This window comes from Martinezella sp. CNPSo 3732 (genome assembly GCF_057784515.1).
The window spans coordinates 1-20,737 of sequence record NZ_JBXSOO010000019.1 but is presented as its reverse complement, the minus strand read 5'-3'; the positions used below and the strand labels follow the sequence as shown (position 1 = coordinate 20,737).

Sequence of the window (20,737 nt, the reverse complement as noted above, 5' to 3'; positions counted from 1 at the left end):
GCGTCAGTCGTCGCGCCTCATCCGTTCGAGAATAAGCGGATCATATTCCGGCGCGCGGATGCGGCGGCGATCCGGCTCAGGTGCCGTCAGCGGCTCGACGGCCACCAGCTTCTCTTTCGCCTCCAGTGCCAGGCGCTGATAGATGGCGGTTCCCTGGCGCTTCCAGGCGATCTCTTCCGGCGTCAACTCGCGAACCACGCGAGCCGGCGCGCCCACGGCAAGACTGTTTGCTGGGATTTCGGCACCGGCCTTGACGAAAGCCATGGCGGCGACGATCGCATTCTCGCCGATAACGGCTTCATCCATGATGACGGCATTCATGCCGACCATGGCATTGGCGCCGATGCGGCAGCCATGCAGCACAGCGCCATGGCCGATATGCCCTGCCTCGCCGATCACGACCTCCAGGTTCGGGAAGCTGTGCACGACGCAGGTCTCCTGCACGTTCGAGCCATGCTCGATCACGATACGCCCAAAATCGCCGCGCAGCACGGCGCCCGGCCCGACATAGCAGGCGGGGCCAATGATAACGTCGCCGATGACGGTTGCGGCCGGATGCACGAAGGCTGAGGGATCGATGACCGGGATCACGCCGTCATAGGAATAGATCTGCGCCATTCAGTCGGCTCCCAAACCTTCCACATCGCGACCGGTTTCGGCCACCGCCTCCATCCGTTGCGCGAACTCGCGACGCAAGGTGCGGCGAAGCTGGGCGGCCTTGTGCCGTCGGATATCAACCGGCGTGACCGGCACCAGTTCCGGCACGCGGACCGGGCGGCCGGCTTCATCGACGGCGACCATGGTGAAATAACAGGAATTGGTGTGGCGGCGCACGCCGGAGCGGATATTTTCCGCCTCGACCCGTATGCCGACTTCCATGGAGGTACGGCCGGTATCGTTGATCGAGGCGCGAAAGGTGACGAGTTCGCCGACATTGATCGGCTCCTTGAACAGCACCTGATCGACCGACAGCGTCACGGCATATTGCTTGGAATAGCGCGAGGCACAGGAGAAGGCGACGCGATCGAGCAGGTTCAAAAGGGCGCCGCCATGCACCTTGCCGCTGAAATTCGCCATGTCAGGCGTCATCAGCACAGTCATTTCCAGGCGATGCGGATCTTGCTCGGTCGTCGTCATGCGCTCACTCTCTCCTTTTCGCCACCATCGTCAGAACGTCATATTGCGCGACGACGGCATCCAGCTGGTTCGTTACCTTGCAATCCCAGCGCACCTCGCCGTGCTCGGCATTGATGCGGGGATTGATCTCCTTGCAGGTCAACTGCACCTGGAGCGTATCACCCGGATTGACCGGTGTCAGGAAGCGGAGATTGTCGACCCCATAATTTGCAAGAACCGGGCCGGGAGCCGGATCGACGAAGAGGCCGGCGGCGAAAGAGACGATAAGATAGCCGTGCGCCACACGTCCCTCGAAGAACGGATTGGCCTTGGCCGCCTCCTGATCCATATGGGCATAGAAGGTATCGCCGGTGAAATGGGCGAAGTGCTCGATATCCTCCAGCGTGACCGTGCGCTTGCCGGTGACGAGCTGATCACCGATCTTGAGCTCGGCCAGCGATTTGCGGAACGGATGCTCGCTGTCGGCGTGGGCGTCCGCCCCATCCATCCAGCGTCCCGTCACGGCCGAGAGCAGACGTGGAGTGCCCTGCACGGCAGTGCGCTGCATGTAATGCTTGACGCCGCGAATGCCACCGAGCTCCTCGCCGCCGCCGGCGCGGCCGGGACCACCGTGAACGAGGCCCGGCAGCGGTGAGCCGTGCCCCGTGGAGCTCTTGGCACTCAAGCGGTTGCCGATCATCACGCGACCATGGAATGGTGCGAGACCGAGAACGACGTCCTCAGCGAAATGCGGATCGTTGGTGAAGACGGAGGCAACGAGGCTGCCCTTGCCGCGGCGTGCCAGATCGACCGCCTCTTCCGCCGTGTCAAAGGGCATAACGGTGCTGACCGGGCCGAAGGCCTCGACATCGTGAATGGCACGCGCAGAGCCCGGCTTGTCGCAATAGAGCAGGACCGGATTGAGAAAGGCGCCGGCGCTCGCATCGCCGGACATCACGTGCGGATTATCGGGATCGCCGCCGACGATCTCGGCGTCGGCAGCAAGATCCCGGATGCGCGCCCGCACCTCCTCGCGCTGGTCGAGGCTTGCAAGCGGCCCCATGCGAACCGTCTCATCGGCCGGATTGCCGATTGCCGTCTTACCGAGACGATCGTTCAAGGCCGCAATGAGCGCTTCGCTATAGGAGCGGGGTGCAATGACGCGGCGGATGGCGGTGCATTTCTGTCCGGCCTTGACCGTCATCTCGCGCGCGACCTCCTTGACGAAGAGGTCGAACTCTTCCGTGCCGGGTGCCGCATCGAGCCCGAGGACCGCCGCATTGAGGCTATCGGCCTCCATGGTGAAACGCACGGAATTTTCGATGATCGCCTTGTGCGTCTTGAGACGCTGGCCGGTTGCGGCGGAGCCGGTGAAGGTCACCACATCCTGACCTTCAACATGATCAAGGAGATCGCCGACCGAGCCGCAGACGAGCTGCAGCGCACCTTCCGGCAGCAGGCCGGTTTCGATGATGCGGCGAACCATGAGTTCGGTGAGGTAGGCCGTCTGGCTTGCCGGCTTGACGATGGCGGGAACGCCGGCAAGCAAGGCCGGCGCGATTTTTTCCAGCATGCCCCAGCAGGGGAAGTTGAAAGCATTGATGTGAACGGCGACGCCCTGCAGCGGGCTTAGGATATGTTGTGCCGAAAAACTCTGGTCCTTAGAGAGCTGCTCCGCATCGCCATCGAGCAGCACACGCGCATTCGGCAATTCGCGCCGGCCCTTGGAGGCATAGGACAGCAGGGTTCCGATGCCACCTTCGATATCGACCCAGCTGTCCGCCCGCGTGGCACCTGTCGCCGTCGAGCGCGCGTAGAATTCTTCCTTCCTCTCGAGCAGCGCCTGCCCAAGCGCCTTCAGCATTGCGGCACGCTCATGGAAGGACATGCGCCGCAGCGCCGGGCCGCCCTTGTCGCGGCCATAGGCCAAGATCTGCTTGAAATCGATACCGGAGGAATCGATGGACGCGACAGGCACGCCGGTCGATGCATCGAGCAGCGGCACGCCTTCCTTGGCGCCGGCGACCCAGGTGCCTCCGACATAGCTTTCAAGCCGACGTGGCTGGTTTGCCATGATGTTCATCCGAATTTCCTTCCTTAGTCTTTCCGGCGATCCGAGCGGAAAACCGTCATGCATCTTCCCGGAACTGATCAATTCAATCCAAGCGCAGCGAGCTGCCCATCGACATCAGCCCGCCATTCGGCAAGCAAAGTTTCGTTGGGCTGATGACGCAGGCCGAAACGCGACAATGTTTCGAAGCGTGTCGAGCCGGCGTGACCGAAGCTCGCGGCAACGCGGGGATACCAGTAGGCAACTGAAGCCCGCGCCTTGGCCCGCCCCTCATCATCGGCCACGATGCGGGCAAGACCGGCGGCGCCGAGTTCGGCATGCCGCGTCTCGCGCGGCAGGATGGCACGAAAGGTTTCGGCAAGCGGCTGATAGGAAACGTGCGCCAGCTCCTTCAGCTGCACGACGCTGGCAGCACCCATCAGCATGTTCATGACGACGGCATCCACCCAGCCCTGAAGCGGATAGTGAAAGACGGAAAGACGCATATCGCCGCCCTGCCTAACAGCGCCGATATCGGCATCGCGGGAAAGTCGCGCCGCCCAGGGATGGTGGACGGCATAGCGGCCGCCATCGACGCCGAAGGTCTCCATGATCTTCAGGACCTGGCCGGCATGATCGGTCTTTTCCAGCACGATGCGCGCCGCGGAAATGCGCTCCTGAATGCCCGGAGCATCGTTGATGATATCGGCAAAGCCGGCGGAGCCGGCCAATTCGCTATCGACGAAGCTCGCCATCAGACGCAAGAGTTCGCCGCGATAGCGCGGAGGCGCGTTGTCCGGCGAGGAGAGCATCCCACCCTCCTGCAGATATTGCTCGATCGGCATCGTCTCGGACATCTCGTTCCTCCCTTCGATGCGGACGCACCTACTGGTCGTAGCTGACAACGATACGGTCGGTGAGCGGGTAGCACTGACAGGTCAGCACATAGCCCTGGCGCACCTCGTAATCCTCGAGCGCGTGATTGGCCTCCATCTCGACCTCGCCTTCGAGAACCTTGGCCCGGCAGGTGGAGCAAACGCCGGCCTTGCAGGCGTAAGGCACATCCATTGCATTTTCGAGCGCGGCATCGAGCAGGCACTGGCCATGCTTAGGAAACTTGAAGATGCGCGTCGCGCCATCGAGCGTGACCGTTGCCTCGCAGCTGGTTTTATGATCGGCGGCGGCACCACTCTCCACCTTGCGCCGCGCGCGGCCCGGCTGCGCGGAGGCGAAGAGCTCGAACTTGATCTGGTCGTCGCCCATGCCGTGTTCGCGCAAAACCGCCGCGATCGCCAGCATCATCGGCTCGGGACCGCAGATGAAGGCTGTCGCGACCGATTTCACATCGATCCAGCTCTTGAAGAGCGCTTTGCACTTCTCCGCATCGATCCGCCCCGTGAAAAGATCGATCTCCTGCGCTTCGCTTTCGAGAATATGCAATATCGACAGACGACCGAGATAGAGGTTCTTCAGATCCTCCAGCTCCTCGCGAAACATGATCGAGCTGATATGCCTGTTGCCATAGACCAGTGTGAAGACCGAGCGCGGCTCTCGCGCCAGCACGGTCTTGATGATCGAAAGAATCGGCGTGATGCCGCTGCCACCGGCAAAACCGAGATAGTGCTTGGCGATATCCGGCTCGATGGCGGTGAAGAAGGCTCCCATCGGCGGCATGGCTTCCAACGTGTCGCCGGCCTTCAGGTTTTCGTTGATCCAGGTCGAGAAGCAGCCGCCATCGACGCGCTTGACGCCGACCTTCAGCACGCCCTCATCCTTGCCCGTGCAGATCGAATAGGAGCGGCGCAATTCCTCGTCGTCGAACTTGCGGCGAAACGTCAGATACTGGCCCTGCGTGAAATCAAAGACGGCCCGATCCTCCTCCGCAGGCGCAAGCGTGACGACGACTGCATCGCGCGTCTCGCGGCGCACATCGGTGACAGTCAGCGGATGAAAACGTGCCATGGATGCGGATCTCGTCCTTTGGTGGTCAAATACATTTGAAGTAATCGAAGGGTTCAAGACACTCGGTGCAGCGATAGCTCGCCTTGCACGGCGTCGAGCCGAACTGGCTGATCTTTTCCGTAGTTGTCGATCCGCAGCGCGGACAGGCGATAGCAAGATTGGAACGGCCGGTAAGCCGCTCGATCCGCTTCATCAAGATGCCGTCTGCAGCCGTGCCATCGATCGGCGGGGCGATGCCGTAGGCGCGCAGCTTTTCACGGCCTTCTGGACTGATCCAGTCGGTCGTCCAGGCGGGCGACAGCTGGCGCTCGAGGCGTACCCGGTCGATACCCTTTTCGGTCAATGCCCGCTCGATATCGAGATTGATTACCGTGGTGGCGGGACAGCCCGAATAGGTCGGCGTCACCGTGACGACAAGCGTATCGTCTCGCCAGCGGACATCGCGGATGATGCCAAGATCGGTCAGCGAGATCACCGGTATCTCGGGGTCCGACACCTGCGACAGCCAGTGCCAGATTTCATCGACCGAAGGATGCAGTGCGGTCGCCATTTGCGCCTCCTACCAGGCCGCGCCCGGATAAGCGCGCTGCAGGAACTGCATCTCGGCCAGAAGATAGCCGAGATGCTCGGTGTGAACGCCGCGCCGGCCGCCCTTGTGCATGTAGCCATCTGCCGGACGTTTCAGCGTCGCTTCGGTAAGTGTATCGGAGACGATCTCGTCCCAGCCAACCTTGAGGCTCTGCAGCGACGGGGTCACTCCGGCTTGCGTCAACATCGCATCAACTGCATCGTCGACAAACATTTCACCGGTAAAGGCCCAGAGATCGTCGAGCGCCTCCTGCATACGACGGTGGCTTTCCGCCGTGCCATCGCCAAGCCGGATGACGAGATCACGGCTGCGGTCGAGATGATAGGAGACTTCCTTGAAAGCCTTTTCCGCGATCTCGGCAATGCGCGGATCGGCCGAACCTTTCAACGATTTCAGCAGCAGATAGTGCCAGGCGTCGAAGAGGAATTGCCGCATCAGCGTCTTGCCGAAGTCGCCATTAGGGCGTTCGACCAGCAGGATATTGCGGAACTCGTAGCCATCGCGCAGATAGGCGAGATCATCCGCAGAGCGGCCCTTGCCTTCCACCTCGCCCGCCAGAGCGAGCCAGAGCTGTGTCTGCCCGATGAGATCGAGCGCCGTGTTGGCAAGCGCGATATCCTCTTCCAGCGCCGGTCCGCGGCCGCACCATTCGGAAACGCGGTGGCCGAGGATCAGCGAGTTATCACCGATGCGCAGGAGGAATTCGACAAGAGCGGCCTGATCGACCGCCGGCTCAAGAGTAGGGGTCGCCATCACATGTGCCCCACTTCATCGGGAATATCGAAGAAGGTCGGGTGACGATACACCTTCGAATTAGAGGGATCGAAGAGCGGACCCTTTTCCGAGGGCGCGCTGGCGGTGATCTCGGAAGACCGTACCACCCAGATGCTCACCCCTTCGTTGCGTCGCGTATAGACATCGCGTGCATTGTTGATCGCCATCTCCGCATCAGGCGCATGCAGGCTGCCGACATGGCGATGGTTGAGGCCATGCTGACCACGGATGAAAACTTCCCAAAGCGGCCATTCACTGGACATGTTTCTCACTCCCTGATCATCCTGCACGCCTATTCGGCGGCAACCCTTGCGGCGGCGCGGCGCTCGGCCGCTTTCTCGGCATGCACCGTCAGGCCGTCGCGGAACCACGCGCCATCGTCCCACGCCTGCTTGCGGGCATTCAGCCGCTCCGCATTGCAGGGGCCGTTGCCGGCGATGACGTTGAAAAATTCCTTCCAGTCCGGCTCGCCGAAATCGTAGCCGCCCTTCTCCTCGTTCCACTTCAGATCGGGATCAGGAACGGTCAGGCCGAGATATTCGGCCTGCGGCACGGTCTGGTCGACGAATTTCTGCCGCAGCTCGTCATTGGAATTCTGCTTGATCTTCCAGGCCATGGACTGGGCGGAGTGCACGGAGGCATCGTCCGAAGGGCCGAACATCATCAGCGACGGCCACCACCAGCGGTTCAGCGCATCCTGCACCATGGCCTTCTGTGCCGGTGTGCCCTTCACCATTTTCATCAGGATGTCGAAGCCCTGGCGCTGATGGAAGCTCTCTTCCTTGCAGATGCGCACCATCGCCCGCGCGTAGGGGCCGTAGGAACAGCGCTGCAGGGGAACCTGGTTCATGATGGCGGCGCCATCGACGAGCCAGCCGATCGCGCCGATATCGGCCCAGGTCAGCGTCGGATAGTTGAAGATCGACGAATATTTGGCCTTGCCGGAATGCAGCTGCTCATACATCTCGTCGCGGCTGATGCCGAGCGTCTCGGCGGCACAGTAGAGATAGAGGCCGTGGCCGGCTTCGTCCTGCACCTTGGCAAGCAGGATCGCCTTGCGCTCCAGTGTCGGCGCGCGGGTAATCCAGTTGCCCTCCGGAAGCTGACCGACGATTTCCGAATGGGCATGCTGGCTGATCTGGCGGATCAACGTCTTGCGATAACCCTCCGGCATCCATTCCTTCGGCTCGATCTTTTGGCCAGCATCGACGCGCTCTTGAAAGGCGCGCTCCTGAGGATCCATCTCGTCGAGGGAGCGGATGCGGGCGCCGTCGGTTTTCACTATCTGTGCATACATTGATCTTTCCTCCGTCTTCGCGCCTCCCGCGCGATCGAGAATGATCGCAAGCCTGCAGTCGCCCTGAAGACTTCAGCCAAGCTGAAGCTTCACGGCACCGCTAGTATAAGCCTCTTTCTCGCTCTCCTCCACGAAACAGCGATCCACCGGCAAACACATTAACCGACCGATCGGTCATTTATTAGCATGCGATATGTCACAACACAAATGAATTTTTAGAATTTTCTGTGACATTCAATGCCGTGAAAGCACGTGGCGAGCCGAACCTCCATACTATGTACCTGAGCGGATTGATCCTTCAGCGGGCCTTGAGGTGATCGAGCCGAGCCTGGCTTGCCGGCGTCGTCTCTGGAAGCTGGCCTGCCTCATTGATGAAATGGCGGCCAACGTAAGCATCGGCTTTTTTCGACAAAAGCAGATAGAGATCGGCGAACAACCGCCGTGCCTCCTCGCCCGGCCAATTATCCAGGAGCGCAGACTTGGGAAGATGCGGCTCACGCAGCATGATCAGGCGATATTGATGCACGAGCAGAAGCCGCGCAATCAGGCAATCGAACGGCGATAGCGCGGCACAATTTCCGACGCGTTCGAAAAATGAACCGAACCGGGCAATGAATTCGCGATAGGCCTCCGCGAAGCGTGGCAGGTTCCAAGCCTCTTCGGCAAACTCCCGCAACGCGCCGTTTTCAGTCGCCAACTGCGCGTCGAAGACGACGACGCGGCCCGGCAGTGGCGGTGCGGGATGCGTTCCCACTGCGAGACGCGGGTTCAGCCTGGCAAAACCCTCCCGCTCAAGGCCCTGCATGATCTCTTCCGGCGCAGGTCCGTTGATGAGGACAAATTGCCAGCGGACCTCGGGTTGCGGTCCGTAGAACAGGCTGGCGGCCTCGACGAATTCGGCTTGTGCGGCATCGGTCAGCCGATAGAAGCTGCGGCGCCCTTCGCGCTCGCCCATAAGCTGACCGGCTGCCACCAGTCGCGACACTGCGGTCCGTACCAGCGTCTCGGTGATCCCGACGCTTTTGCACGTCTCGATGAGGTTGCCGATCCAGACGACGCCGCCCCGCGGCTCGATGACATCGCCGTAGATCGTCACGATAAAACTCGCCGCTTTTATCGGCAGGTCAATAAGGAGCGTCGCGACCGCTTCGCTCAAATCGTGGCCGAGTTTGACGTTATCAGCCGACACTCCAACCCTGCTCCGCATCTGCAATCGTTAGGGTCTATTAGCGTGAGATACTATCGGCATTCAAGCGCAGGCAGAGCCACGGATGCGCTCGCCGCCTATCGCGACACGTTCGTCGGCAACGCCGTGGTGTATTTGACGCATTTCAGTGAGAAGTGCGACGATGAGCTCAGCACAGCTTCATGGGTGAGAATACCCCGCATCAAAAGCCCTTCATATTCCCTGACATCGGCGACGACGGCACGGATGAGGTAATCCCACTCCCCCGACATGGAGTAGCATTCCAGCACCTCGCGATAGCTGGCGATGAACTGCTCGAAATCGCGGCGGGTCGCGGGATCGTGGGTCTTCATCTTGACCTGACAGAAGACATTGAGGCCCTTGCCGATCTTGTCGGGATCGACAAGGCGAACTGTCCGGCCCAGCACGCCGGCGCTCTCCAGCGCCTTGATCCTTCGCCAGCAGGACGCAGGCGATGCGCCCACTTTTTCTGACAGTGCCGCCTGACTGATATCGCCCTCTTCCTGCAGCACGCGCAGAATCGCCCTGTCGACGTGATCAAAATCGAAATCTTCCATTCATAAATCCGTGATTCATGAAATATTTCTTTCAGATTTTACGTCAAAAGCTGCAAAATTGAAAGGAATAGTGCTGACGCTTGAATTAAAATGGTTGAGCCATCTGTAGGAGGATCATATGGCCCAGCTAGCCTTCAAAAACCACGAGCGGAACTCGCCCGACGATCACATCGATTGGCGCCGGGTTGCCTATCTCGTTCACCTCTCCCGGGCACTCGACGAGATGGAGGAAAAGCGTCTCGTTCCGGAAAAGAAGGTTCTCTATCAGTTTTCCGCACGCGGCCACGACATGGCGCAGATCCTCCTTGGAATGCAGCTGACAGGCCTCCACGACGCGACGTGTGGCTATTATCGCTCGCGGCCACTTCTGCTTTCGCTTGGCGTCGATCCGGCCGATGCGCTCGGCTCGGCCATGGGCCGCGCCGGAGGCTATTCCGACGGGCGCGACATTGGTGTCGTCTTCAACTATCCGAACCATTCCGGCGCCTCGGCCCTGCCCATGTGTGGCGGCGTTGGTGCGCAATATACCCCCACGGCCGGCTGGGCGCAGGCGATGAAATATTATACGACGACGTTGGGTCGGCAGGAGTATGCGCGGGACATCGGTGTCGCGCTCGGAGGCGATGGCTCCATTGCCTCGAATGGCTTCTGGTCTGCCTTGACCGCTGCCACGACGCAACAATTGCCAATGCTGTTCTATATCGAGGACAACGGCTTTGGCATTTCGGTGCCTTCGACGGCGCAGACGCCGGGAGGGAATATCGCAGCCAATCTGGCAAGCTGGAAAAATCTCGCAATCTTCGATGGCGACGGCTGCGACCCGGCGGAAGCAGCCCGGCTCGTGCAGGAAGCCGTCTCCTTCGTTCGCGAGGAGCGCAAGCCCGCTCTCCTGCGGCTGACGGTGCCGCGCCTTGAGGGTCACAGCTTCCAGGACACGCAGACCTACAAGAGCGAGGAAACCGTGAAGCGCGAATGGGAGCGCGATCCCCTGCCGCGCCTGAAAGATTTCCTCGTTCCCGCCGTGATGACGATGCAGGAATGGGATGCCTGCGAAAGCGAAGCGCGCGAGACGGCCGAAAGCGCGCGCGCCACTGCTGAGGACCGACCGGTCGCAGATCCCTCCACCGTGACCCGCCATGTGTTCTTCGACGGCAACATGCAGACGATGGGCGGGCAGCATCCCATAGGTTATGCGGCGCCGGCGACGACGAGCGAACCAGAGACATTCGGCCCACGCATCAACATGGTCACGGCCATCCGCAGAGCGCTGGAACACGAGATGTCGATCAACGAGCGCGTCGTCATGTTCGGCGAGGATATCGGCCCCAAGGGCGGGGTTCATGCCGTCACCCTCGGCATGCAGGAAAAATTCGGCAGCGAGCGGGTTTTCGATACGTCGCTGTCCGAAGAGGGCATCATCGGCCGCGCCGTCGGCATGGCGCTCGCCGGTCTCGTCCCCATTCCCGAAATCCAGTTCAGGAAATATGCCGAGCCGGCCACCGAACAGCTGAACGACTGCGGCACCATCCGCTGGCGCACCAACAACCGTTTTGCTGCCCCCATCGTGGTCCGCATGCCCGGCGGTTTTTTCAAATGCGGCGACCCCTGGCACAGCCAGACCAACGAAGTGGCCTTCGTCCACCAGCCGGGCTGGAAGGTCGCGGTTCCATCGAATGCAGAGGATGCCGTCGGCCTGCTGCGAACCTCGATCCGCGGCAACGACCCGGTCATCTTCTTCGAGCATCGGGCCATGCTCGATGATGCCTGGGCGCGGCGTCCCTATCCCGGCGACAACTTCGCGCTGCCCTTCGGTAAGGCAAAGCTGACGCAGACTGGCAGCGATATTACCATCGTCACTTGGGGCGCCATGGTGCAGCGTTGCGAGGAGGCGGCCGAAGACATCTCTGCCGATATTATCGATCTCCGCACGTTGATGCCCTGGGATCAGGAAGCCGTCCTTGCTTCGGTCGCCAAGACGCATCGCTGCCTTATCGTTCACGAAGACTTAGAAGCCGCAGGCTTCGGCGCTGAGATCGCCGCCGTCATTGCAGACAAGGCATTCACGGATCTCGATGCGCCGATCTCGCGTCTGACCATGCCCGATATTCCGAGCCCGCATAATCCCGCTCTTCTCGATTGGGCCGTACCCTCGACCGAGCGGATCGCCAAGCGCATTGCCGAAATCCTGGAGTTTTAGGGATGAGTGGTATCATCGAGATCACGGCTCCGATCGAGCAGGAGGGCACGAAAGCCGTCGTCCGCAACTGGCTGAAGCGGATCGGCGATCACATTAAGGAAGGCGACGCACTTGTCGAACTGGAAACCGACAAGGTCACCCAGGAGATAGCGGCGCCATGCGACGGCATTCTGAGCGAAATTGCGATGGAGGATGGCGATGACGCTACGCCCGGCGCGATCCTCGGACGTATGAGCATCGAAAACGCGAACGGTGTTGCAGCGCAAGCGACGGAGGCCCCGTTGCAGATACAGCCGGCCTCACCTGCCACAGGCCCCGCCGCCGCTTATTATTCACCCGCCGTTCGCAAGGCCGCCGAGGAATATGGGATCGACCCGGCCAGTCTCAAAGGCAGCGGCAGGGATGGGCGAGTCACACGCGCCGATATGGATCATGCGCGGGAAATCGCCAAGCCACATTCGCCTGCTCCCGTGTCGCAACGGGCTGAGGTTGCACAGACCCCGCCGGCAGTCGCGGCTGACGGCAAATCTCGGATCGTTCCCCATTCGGCCATGCGGCTTTCGATCGCGAGGCACATGGCCCAATCATTGGCGGCGGCACCGCAGGTGACGGCTATCTTCGAGGCGGATTTCACGGCAATCATGCGCCATCGCGAAAACAACAAGGCCCGACTGAAGGCCGAAGGCGTGAACCTATCCTATACTGCCTATTTCGTGGCGGCATCGGTTGCGGCCATGAAACTCGTCCCCGAAGTCAACAGCCAATGGCATGATGACAGTCTCGAAATCTTCGAAGATATCAATATCGGGATCGGCATCGCATTGGGCGACAAGGGCCTGGTCGCGCCGATCGTTCGGCAGGCGCAGGATCTCCAGCTTGAGGCGATCGCCGCAAGGCTCCAGAATCTGACGGACCGGGCGCGATCCAATGCGCTCAAGGCCGACGATATGAAAGGCGGAACCTTCACGATCTCCAATCATGGCGTTTCCGGCTCGCTGGTCGCATCCCCCATCATCATCAACCAGCCGCAATCCGCCATCCTCGGCATCGGCAAGCTCGAGAAGCGCGTTGTGGTGCGGGAGATCGACGGCGTCGATACGATCCAGATCCGCCCGATGGCCTACGTGTCCCTGACGATTGACCATCGCTCCCTGGATGGGCATCAAACGAATGCCTGGCTGACGGAATTCGTGCGGGTTCTGCAGAACTGGCCTCAATGAGAGCGAGGGAGGAGCAATGAACACGACTGCGTTTTTCGATAGCCTTACGGAACAGAAGCCCGATCCTCTGCTTGAACTGATCGCCAAGTTCGCGGCCGATCCGCGATCCGGAAAGATCGACCTCGGCGTCGGTGTCTATCGCGACGAGACTGGGCGTACCCCTGTCATGAAAGCCGTCAAGGCGGCCGAGCATCATCTCTGGGAAACGCAGCAATCCAAATCCTATATCGGTCCGGAAGGCGATCCTGTTTTCCTTAGAGCATTACCGTCCGAAGTCTTCGGCGAGCGCCATAGTGGCAAGTATCTGGCGGGAATTCAGACACCGGGCGGCACCGGCGCTCTGCGCCTGGCCGCGGAACTGCTTGCTCTCGACAAGAGACGGAAAATCTGGATCGGCACGCCCACTTGGGTCAATCACCAGGCAATCTTTGCCAGCGTCGGCCTTCAGATCGCAACCTATCGTTTCTTCGATATCGGCAAGCAGACCGTTCTCATCGATGAGATGCTGACGACCCTACGGAGCGCGGCACCCGGCGATGCCGTGCTGCTGCAAACGAGCTGCCATAATCCGACAGGCGCAGGATTGTCATCGCAGAATTGGCGAGACATCGCTGAGATCGTCGCCGACAAGGGATTACTGCCGCTCTTCGACAATGCCTATCAAGGCCTCGGTCACGGCCGGGTCGAAGATGCAACCGGCATGATTGATGTGATCGAAGCGGTCGGCGAGGCTATGGTTGCCGTCTCCTGCTCCAAATCCTTCTCGCTCTATCGGGAGCGCACCGGCGCGGTCTATCTCTTCGGCGATCAACAGGCGCCGCTGAACAAGGGCATCGGCAATCTGGCGAGCTATGCCCGCGCCAGCTATTCCATGCCGCCAGCGCATGGGGCTGCTATTGTTGCCGCGATCCTGCAGGACCCATCGCGGCGCCGGGCCTGGATCGATGAACTCAGCAAGATGCGCAACCGCATAGTCGAAATCCGCCAAGCCGCCGCCAAAGCCTTTGCACAATTCCATCCTGATCTCGCCAATATCGCTTCGCAGGAAGGTATGTTCTCCCTTCTGCCGATCTCTCCGGAAAATGTCCGGCAGCTTCGGGCCGAACACGGCATCTACATGCCGGATTCCGGCAGGATCAACGTGGCCGGGATGCGGCTCACGGATGTCGCATCCGTCGCGGAGCGCATCGGTCCATATCTTGCCTGAATATGCGCCCAACTCGTCCGGCGTTTCACGCAAGGGCCTCATCAGGACGCGCTAATCGGCTCGCTGGCCGTAGGTTTTGCTGCGCATCCAACGCGGCAAAAGCACTCTGATCCACTACTGCCTGAACGCCATGCGCGGTCCCACAAGTGGATCAAGCGCGTGCGGCTTCGCACCTATTGACCTTTTCATACATAAATATAATCTGCGTATATGCAAACTGATGGCCAGCTTGGGCTGTCACGTCAATAGCCAGATCGAGATCCGGTTCGAGCATGAAGGCAGTCTTGGCCGCGATGGTCTCGCCGCGAGGCATCTGCCTTTGGGAGGAGTGACTATGACAAACGACAATCCGGCGCTGCAAAGCGCCGTGCGCAAGGCGACGATTCGTCTTCTGCCCTTCCTGGGCTTGATGCTGATCCTGAATTTTCTCGATCGCTCCAATGTCGGCTTCGCCAAGGTGGCTTATCAGGCCGATACCGGTATTTCAGATGCTGCCTATGCCTTCGGCGCCGGCATTCTCTATCTGGGCTATGCCACCTTCGAAGTGCCGAGCAACCTCATCATGCAGCGCGTCGGCGCCCGCCTGTGGCTCAGCCGCATCATGATCACGTGGGGCATCGTCTCGGCCTGCATGGTCTTTGCCCATACACCGATGAGCTACTACATCGTTCGTTTCCTGCTCGGCGTCTGCGAAGCCGGCTTCTATCCGGGCGTCTTGCTTTACCTGACTTACTGGTTCCCGGCCAAGCATAGGGCGCGCGCTACCGGCCTCTTCTATCTCGGTGTCCCCCTATCGCTGGTGATCGGCGCACCACTTTCCGGCTGGTTGCTCACTCATCACGACGTCCTTGGCCTTACCAACTGGCAATGGATGTTCGCGGTCGAAGGCCTTGCGGCGACCGTCGTCGGCATCCTAGCCCTCTTCTTCCTGACGAGCCGCCCAACCGAAGCGAAATGGCTGACGTTAGAGGAGAAAAATGCGCTGAGTGCCGTCATTGAAGCGGAAGAGCGCAGCAAGCTTTCCGAAGTGAAGCACTCTGTCTTCAGCGTGCTGAAAGACTGGCGCGTCCTCGCCTTCGTCGGCATCTATCTGTTCATCCAGATCGGTGTCGGCCCGATCACCTTTTACCTGCCGGCGCGGCTGGCACAGGCGCTCGGCGGCGGCGTCAATACCTGGGTCGGTGTGCTGCTCGGCCTACCCTGGCTTTGCGCGCTTTTCGCAACCCGCTTCTTCACCGTCTATGCCGACAAGCATGACAACCATCGCATCGTCTGCATCGCCATGCTGACGGCCGGTACCATCGCGCTAGGAACGATCGGCCTGACGATGAATCCGTGGGTGATGGTCATTGCCGCCTGCATCGCGGTTCCGGGCCTTGCCTCTTCGCAGCCGGTCTTCTGGAGCCTGCCGACCCGCTATCTCGGAGGCGTCGGTGCCGCCAGCGGCATTGCCTTCATTGTCTCGCTCGGCAATCTCGGCAGCTTCGCCTCGCCGCAGATCAAGGCCTATGTCGACGCAGCCACAGGCAATGGCGATATCGGCTTCTATATCCTCGCCGGTTGCTGCTTCCTGTCTGTCGTGCTGCTGATCGCACTCGGCCCGCACCGCCGCTGGATCGCCGACGCCGAGCCGGCCGCCAGTGGCAGCCGTTCGCATTGAAGGAAGAGAACTTTCGATCCTCGCCCACTATCGCGGAGCGAGGATCGATACGATGCGGCAAATCCACCGCGCAACGTTAGCCACTGACGATCTCTTCAAGCGCCAGCGCCGCACCCAGCAACCGCTCGTCCTGGTTCTTCGGCGCCGACAGCAAGAAGCCGACCGGCATGCCTGCTTCACCGGCGCCGCAAGGCAGGGAGACGCCGCACCAATCGAGGAAATTGCCGATTGCCGTATTGCGCAGCGTTCTGCCATTGATCTTTACGAACAGCTCGTCATCCGCTTCCAGGGGGCCAAGCGCCGGCGCAACATGGGCAACCGTCGGATAGGCGATGAACTCGTTCGGCCCAAGCGTGCCGGCAACTTCCTTGATCAGTTGCTCACGCACTTTGAGCGTTTCCAGGTAACCGACCAGCGTCGTCTTCTCTCCGAGGCGCGTCCGCGCCACCACACGCCGGTCCATGGAATCGGCTTCCGGTCCTGCCAGACGCCGGTGATGCAGCACGAAGGCCTCGGCAGTAACCAACGGCCCATATTCCGCCATCAGCTCAAAGAGCCTTTCGAAAGCCGGAAAGGCAGCTCGCCGGATTCTAACGCCAGCGGCACTCAATCTTGCCAGCGTCGCCTCGAAAGCTGCAAGAACACCATCCTGCGCATCATCCATGACGATATTTGTCGGCACCACGATGGAAAGCCCGGCGGCTTCGGCGCGCTCTATCTCGGGGACAAAGCGCCCACGCATCGCGGCATCGACCCAGATCGCATCCTGGACGCTGCGGCACAAAGGCCCGAGCGAATCGAGGCTCGTCGACAGCGGAAAGACACCGCCCATGCCGTAGCGGCCATGGCTCGCCTTATAGCCGACAAGGCCGTTGAAAGCAGACGGTATGCGCACGGAGCCGCCCGTATCCGTGCCGATCGATACCGGCACGAGACCTGCTGCGACCGCGACGGCAGACCCCGAGGACGAGCCGCCCGGAATGCGCCTGACATCCGTTGCCAGGGGATTGAGCGGCGTGCCGTAATGCGGATTGAGGCCAAGGCCGGAAAAGGCGAATTCGCTCATATTGACCCTGCCGACGGCGATCATGCCCGCAGCCTTCAACGCCTTGACGACATCAGCATCGTCCTGCGCGGGCGCCGCATCCGCAAGCACAATCGAGCCGGCCGTCGTGGGCAGGCCGGCGATGGTGAAGAGATCCTTCCATGCGATGGGAATACCATCCAGCAGCCCGCGCGAACGCCCTTCGCGCAGCCGCTTGGACGAAGCGGCCGCCTCTTCTTTCGCGCGCATTTCCAACAGCCGCGTAAAGATCGCCTGATCCTTGTAGGTCCGGATCGCGTCGAGGGTCTCCTCGGCCAGCGCGACCGGATCGAGACTGCCGGACTGGATCAGGACCGAGAGCTGCGCGATCGATTTGCTGAGGTGTGTCTGTGTCATAGTCCCTGCTCTCCTCTTCAGCCGACCAGCTGCATCCAGCGGCGCACGAGATAATTGTGCTCATCCATTGTCGTATTCCAGACGGCAATGCAATTGGCACGCTGCCAATAGGATCCGCCGCTACGCCCCGATCCTTTCCTGATCCGCATCTGCCCATCCGGGCCGGGCAAATCCTCGATGGCGGCCGCCCCTTCATACCAATAGTCCCATTCGGCCTGGGTCATGAACTGCCGCGAGCGCTGCGGCGTCGAAATGTAATAGCCCTGCCGCGCGACCACGGCGCCCGGCCATCCCGAGATCCACCAGTTCAGATAGTCATAGGCGACATCGAGCAGGCGGCCGCTCAAATGTTTCGAAAGACAGAGGCCGCCGTGCCAGGCGCGGTAACCCTCCGCCGGGACGGCCTGTTCGACGGGGGAACCCTTAGAATTCAGGATGCCGATGCCGGGCGACCACATGCTCTGGACGCTGGTCTCGCCGGCGATCATCAGCCGTGCCGCATCCTCGGCGGTTTTCCAGAAATCCCGGAAGAAGCCGGCCTTCTTGCGCTCCTCCAGGAGATCGATCAGCTGGTCGATCTCCTGAATGGACATGTTGCCGATATCGTCGAACGACATGAGCCCGGCCGCCTGAGCCGCGAGCGCCGCATCGAATATGCCGATCGCGGGCTCATCCACCAACGCCACCCTGCCCGCCCAGCGCTCATCGAACAGCGCGCCCCAGGAATGCATCCCCACGCCATTCGGCGCCAGATCCGTCCGGTAGGCGAAACTATCGAAATTATGAGTCGTCGGCAGCATCGAGATGAAGCGCGACGGCGTATCGCCCAAGGCGAGGTTCGGTTGCACGAAGAGCTTTTTCGCCGGCACATCGCCAAGCCCCATTCGCGGGTTGGGGCCGATATGGCCGGTCTTGGTGAGATCGTTGACCTCATCCCAGAGGACGATGCGCTGGGTGTCCACAGGCTGGATCGCGCGCCAATGCCAGACGATATCGAGATTGTGGAAGCATTGGTCGTAGATATCGTAGGTTTCCGGCTCGCGGGCCGCCTTATATTGCGTCGTCAGGAAGTCGTTGTTGTCGAAGATGACATCGATGCCGAGATCGTCCTGCGCGCGCAGGCGCAATTCCTCCAGCAGCGAGATCGCGGTACCGAGAACACGCAGGCGCGGCCGGCCCTTCAGATGTAAGGCGGGAGCGGACATGCTTTTGGCGACGGATTCATGCTTGTTCATGGAGATACCGGTGTCTCATCGAGCCGCTGCGATCGGGTAAGACTCTGTAGTCATCTGCGCCAGTGTGAAGGCTTCGAAGGAGCGTTTCAATAGAGCGCCATCGAGCCCATCCAGAATGAAGACCAGCCGAGAGTTACGATCTTCCGAGGGCCATCCATCCATGTGCACCGGCGTATGAACCAGATGCTGAACCCCATGAACGGCGACGGGGCACTCCTCGCCGCTGAGATTGAGGATGCCCTTTACCCGCAACACGCGTTCTCCATGCCGATTGAGCAGCATAGTCAGCCAGAGCCCGAAAGCGGTCCAATCGACGGGCCTGTCGATGATGAGCGAAATCGAGGAAATGGCGGCCTGATGCGGCGCGCCATCCGATGAGATAAGCTGCACCGGCTCCTCGCAATAGAAGCCGCTCTGCGACAGGCTGCTTGGCGAGACATTACTCTGGACCGCGACGAGCGAGGAGAGATCGAGATCCGGATCGGTTCCGATCAGGATGGGTGCATCAGGATTGAGCACTCGAAGGCGAGCCTGAAGGGCATCTCCCTTGCCGTCGGCTTCAAGATCGGTCTTGGTCACGATCAAACGGTCCGCGACCGCTGCCTGCCTGTTGGATTCGATATAGGTGTCGAGCTGGTGCAGCCCATTCACCGCATCGACCGTCGCAATCACATTGCCGGCACAGAAATGATGCCGGAGCACGGGATCGGCCTTGATCGTCGACAGGACCGGGAATGGGTCGGCAAGACCCGTGCTTTCAATAATGACGCGCCGGAACGGCGGCAGCAGCCCGCGTTCGCGGCGGGAATAAAGCTCCTTGAGTGCCGTAGCAAGTTCACCGCGCACCGTGCAGCAGACGCATCCGGAGCGCAGTAGTACCATCTCGCCCTCGACGTTTTCGACGAGATCGTGGTCCAACCCGATCTCGCCGAATTCGTTGATGAGCACGGCGGTATCGGCAAAGGCGGGATCCGCCAGGATGCGTTTGAGCAGCGTCGTCTTGCCTGAGCCGAGAAAGCCCGTCAAAAGATTGATCGGCAGAAAGCCGCTGGTTTCAATCACCATGCCGTGCCTCCATCCTAGCGATGAAGGCATCGTCGAGCGGATCGCAGGGCCGGCCGACGAGCCTTTCGGCCGCCGGCCAGAGATGACCGAGATCCTCGATGATCTCGCTCCTGCCCGTTCTGGTCGACAGCACGAAGGATGCGCCCTGCCAATCGGAGAGGACAAGGCCGAAACCCGAGAGCATCTCATTGGCGACGCGCATGCGCTCAGCGCGCTCGCGCCGCCGGTCGAAGCTTGAGTGATTGCGGGTGAAGACGCCCGGCCGTGCCACGGCATCCGTCCAGTGCTCGTTGCCACCGAGCACGCCGCACAGTGAACACATAACAATCGCCTCCTTGAGATGCACTCGGTTATTCAGCCTCGCCGGCTATTTCTTGCGCGGAAAGCGGGCTGCGAAATCGTCGGCGATCTCATTCATCGTGACGAACTTGACGCCCGGATGCTTGATCATATGCGCATAGAGCCGCTCCAGCATCATCAACACCTGCGGCCGGCCGGCGACGTCGGGATGGATGGTAATCGGGAAGACGGCGTAGTCCATCTCGCGATAGACCCAATCGAACTGATCGCGCCACATCTGCTCGATGTGATGCGGATTGACGAAGCCGTGGCTGTTCGGAGATTTCTTGATGAACATCATCGGCGGCAGATCGTCGAGATACCAGGATGCCGGGATTTCAATCAGATCGGTCTCCTGCCCGCGCTTCAGCGGCACCATCCAATCCGATGGCTTGCGCGAATAGTCGATCTTCGTCCAGCTATCGCCGACACGCACATAATAGGGCGTGAAGTCGTTGTGCATCAGCGAGTGATCGTACTTGATACCGCGCTCCAGAAGCAGCTCGTTCGTCACATTGGAGAATTCCCACCACGGTGCGACATAGCCGGTCGGGCGCTTCCCGGAAAGCTTGGTGACCAGCTCGATGCACTTGTCGAGGATTTCCGTCTCCTGCTCGCGCGTCATGGCGATCGGATTTTCATGGCTGTAGCCATGGATGCCGATTTCATGGCCGGCGTCGGCCACCGCCTGCATCTGCTCCGGAAAGGTTTCGATCGAGTGACCGGGAATGAACCATGTCGTCTTGATGCCGAAGCGTTCGAAGAGCTTCACCAGTCGCGGGCTGCCGACTTCGCCGGCAAAAAGGCCTCTCGAGATATCA

General features: G+C 60.8%; 20 protein-coding genes. 4 read left to right on the top strand and 16 right to left on the bottom strand.

Annotated features, from left to right (window positions below; all coding sequences use genetic code 11):
- Nucleotides 1–3: 3 nt before the first annotated feature.
- The 11 genes from AC13RM_RS24725 to AC13RM_RS24675 form a co-directional block, all read right to left on the bottom strand.
- The gene (locus tag AC13RM_RS24725; RefSeq protein WP_488555774.1) at nucleotides 4–618 is read right to left on the bottom strand and encodes an acyltransferase; all 615 of its coding nucleotides are present in this window, start codon (nucleotides 616–618) and stop codon (nucleotides 4–6) included.
- A complete protein-coding gene (locus AC13RM_RS24720; RefSeq protein WP_488555773.1) occupies nucleotides 619–1,137 on the bottom strand; it encodes an acyl-CoA thioesterase in 519 nt (172 codons plus the stop codon).
- A 4-nt stretch (nucleotides 1,138–1,141) separates the two neighbouring features.
- Nucleotides 1,142–3,199, bottom strand: a complete 2,058-nt coding sequence (gene paaZ, locus AC13RM_RS24715; protein ID WP_488555772.1) for a phenylacetic acid degradation bifunctional protein PaaZ — start codon at nucleotides 3,197–3,199, stop codon at nucleotides 1,142–1,144.
- Between the two features lie 68 nt (nucleotides 3,200–3,267).
- Nucleotides 3,268–4,023, bottom strand: a complete 756-nt coding sequence (locus tag AC13RM_RS24710; protein WP_488555771.1) for a Phenylacetic acid catabolic protein — start codon at nucleotides 4,021–4,023, stop codon at nucleotides 3,268–3,270.
- A 28-nt stretch (nucleotides 4,024–4,051) separates the two neighbouring features.
- Nucleotides 4,052–5,128, bottom strand: a complete 1,077-nt coding sequence (gene paaE / locus AC13RM_RS24705; protein WP_488555770.1) for a 1,2-phenylacetyl-CoA epoxidase subunit PaaE — start codon at nucleotides 5,126–5,128, stop codon at nucleotides 4,052–4,054.
- A gap of 25 nt (nucleotides 5,129–5,153) precedes the next feature.
- Complete coding sequence (gene paaD / locus AC13RM_RS24700) at nucleotides 5,154–5,678, bottom strand: 1,2-phenylacetyl-CoA epoxidase subunit PaaD (protein ID WP_488555769.1); 525 nt, start codon at nucleotides 5,676–5,678, stop codon at nucleotides 5,154–5,156.
- Between the two features lie 9 nt (nucleotides 5,679–5,687).
- A complete protein-coding gene (gene paaC, locus AC13RM_RS24695; protein WP_488555768.1) occupies nucleotides 5,688–6,470 on the bottom strand; it encodes a 1,2-phenylacetyl-CoA epoxidase subunit PaaC in 783 nt (260 codons plus the stop codon).
- Nucleotides 6,470–6,754 (bottom strand): 1,2-phenylacetyl-CoA epoxidase subunit PaaB, encoded by a 285-nt coding sequence (gene paaB / locus AC13RM_RS24690; RefSeq protein ID WP_069061017.1) that lies wholly within the window; start codon nucleotides 6,752–6,754, stop codon nucleotides 6,470–6,472. The genes paaC and paaB overlap by 1 nt, the downstream gene beginning before the upstream one ends.
- A 29-nt stretch (nucleotides 6,755–6,783) precedes the next feature.
- A complete protein-coding gene (paaA, locus tag AC13RM_RS24685; RefSeq protein WP_285176553.1) occupies nucleotides 6,784–7,788 on the bottom strand; it encodes a 1,2-phenylacetyl-CoA epoxidase subunit PaaA in 1,005 nt (334 codons plus the stop codon).
- 298 nt (nucleotides 7,789–8,086) lie between these two features.
- Nucleotides 8,087–8,977, bottom strand: coding sequence for a phenylacetic acid degradation operon negative regulatory protein PaaX (gene paaX, locus AC13RM_RS24680; protein WP_374818605.1), 891 nt, complete (start codon nucleotides 8,975–8,977; stop codon nucleotides 8,087–8,089).
- 95 nt (nucleotides 8,978–9,072) lie between these two features.
- Nucleotides 9,073–9,552, bottom strand: a complete 480-nt coding sequence (locus AC13RM_RS24675; RefSeq protein WP_285176551.1) for an Lrp/AsnC family transcriptional regulator — start codon at nucleotides 9,550–9,552, stop codon at nucleotides 9,073–9,075.
- Nucleotides 9,553–9,670: 118 nt separating this feature from the next.
- Here AC13RM_RS24675 and AC13RM_RS24670 point away from each other — a divergent pair, with 118 nt between their 5' ends.
- The 4 genes from AC13RM_RS24670 to AC13RM_RS24655 all read left to right on the top strand — a co-directional run bounded on the left by AC13RM_RS24670 (nucleotide 9,671) and on the right by AC13RM_RS24655 (nucleotide 15,836).
- On the top strand, nucleotides 9,671–11,749 hold the full coding sequence (locus AC13RM_RS24670) for an alpha-ketoacid dehydrogenase subunit alpha/beta (protein ID WP_440479175.1): 2,079 nt from the start codon (nucleotides 9,671–9,673) through the stop codon (nucleotides 11,747–11,749).
- Nucleotides 11,750–11,751: 2 nt separating this feature from the next.
- Nucleotides 11,752–12,969 (top strand): dihydrolipoamide acetyltransferase family protein, encoded by a 1,218-nt coding sequence (locus tag AC13RM_RS24665; RefSeq protein WP_374818612.1) that lies wholly within the window; start codon nucleotides 11,752–11,754, stop codon nucleotides 12,967–12,969.
- A gap of 16 nt (nucleotides 12,970–12,985) precedes the next feature.
- Nucleotides 12,986–14,176, top strand: coding sequence for an aromatic amino acid transaminase (locus tag AC13RM_RS24660; RefSeq protein WP_488555767.1), 1,191 nt, complete (start codon nucleotides 12,986–12,988; stop codon nucleotides 14,174–14,176).
- 334 nt (nucleotides 14,177–14,510) lie between these two features.
- A complete protein-coding gene (locus AC13RM_RS24655) occupies nucleotides 14,511–15,836 on the top strand; it encodes an MFS transporter (RefSeq protein ID WP_374818618.1) in 1,326 nt (441 codons plus the stop codon).
- Between the two features lie 76 nt (nucleotides 15,837–15,912).
- Here AC13RM_RS24655 and AC13RM_RS24650 read toward each other — a convergent pair whose 3' ends face one another.
- The 5 genes from AC13RM_RS24650 to AC13RM_RS24630 form a co-directional block, all read right to left on the bottom strand.
- A complete protein-coding gene (locus AC13RM_RS24650) occupies nucleotides 15,913–17,277 on the bottom strand; it encodes an amidase (RefSeq protein WP_374818621.1) in 1,365 nt (454 codons plus the stop codon).
- A gap of 17 nt (nucleotides 17,278–17,294) precedes the next feature.
- On the bottom strand, nucleotides 17,295–18,512 hold the full coding sequence (locus tag AC13RM_RS24645) for an ABC transporter substrate-binding protein (RefSeq protein WP_374818624.1): 1,218 nt from the start codon (nucleotides 18,510–18,512) through the stop codon (nucleotides 17,295–17,297).
- A gap of 15 nt (nucleotides 18,513–18,527) precedes the next feature.
- Nucleotides 18,528–19,577, bottom strand: a complete 1,050-nt coding sequence (locus tag AC13RM_RS24640) for a CobW family GTP-binding protein (RefSeq protein WP_374818627.1) — start codon at nucleotides 19,575–19,577, stop codon at nucleotides 18,528–18,530.
- Nucleotides 19,567–19,899 (bottom strand): glycosyltransferase family protein, encoded by a 333-nt coding sequence (locus AC13RM_RS24635; RefSeq protein WP_374818630.1) that lies wholly within the window; start codon nucleotides 19,897–19,899, stop codon nucleotides 19,567–19,569. The genes AC13RM_RS24640 and AC13RM_RS24635 overlap by 11 nt, the downstream gene beginning before the upstream one ends.
- 45 nt (nucleotides 19,900–19,944) lie before the next feature.
- On the bottom strand, nucleotides 19,945–20,737 hold a 793-nt coding region (locus AC13RM_RS24630), incomplete at its 5' end, for a polysaccharide deacetylase family protein (protein ID WP_488555766.1).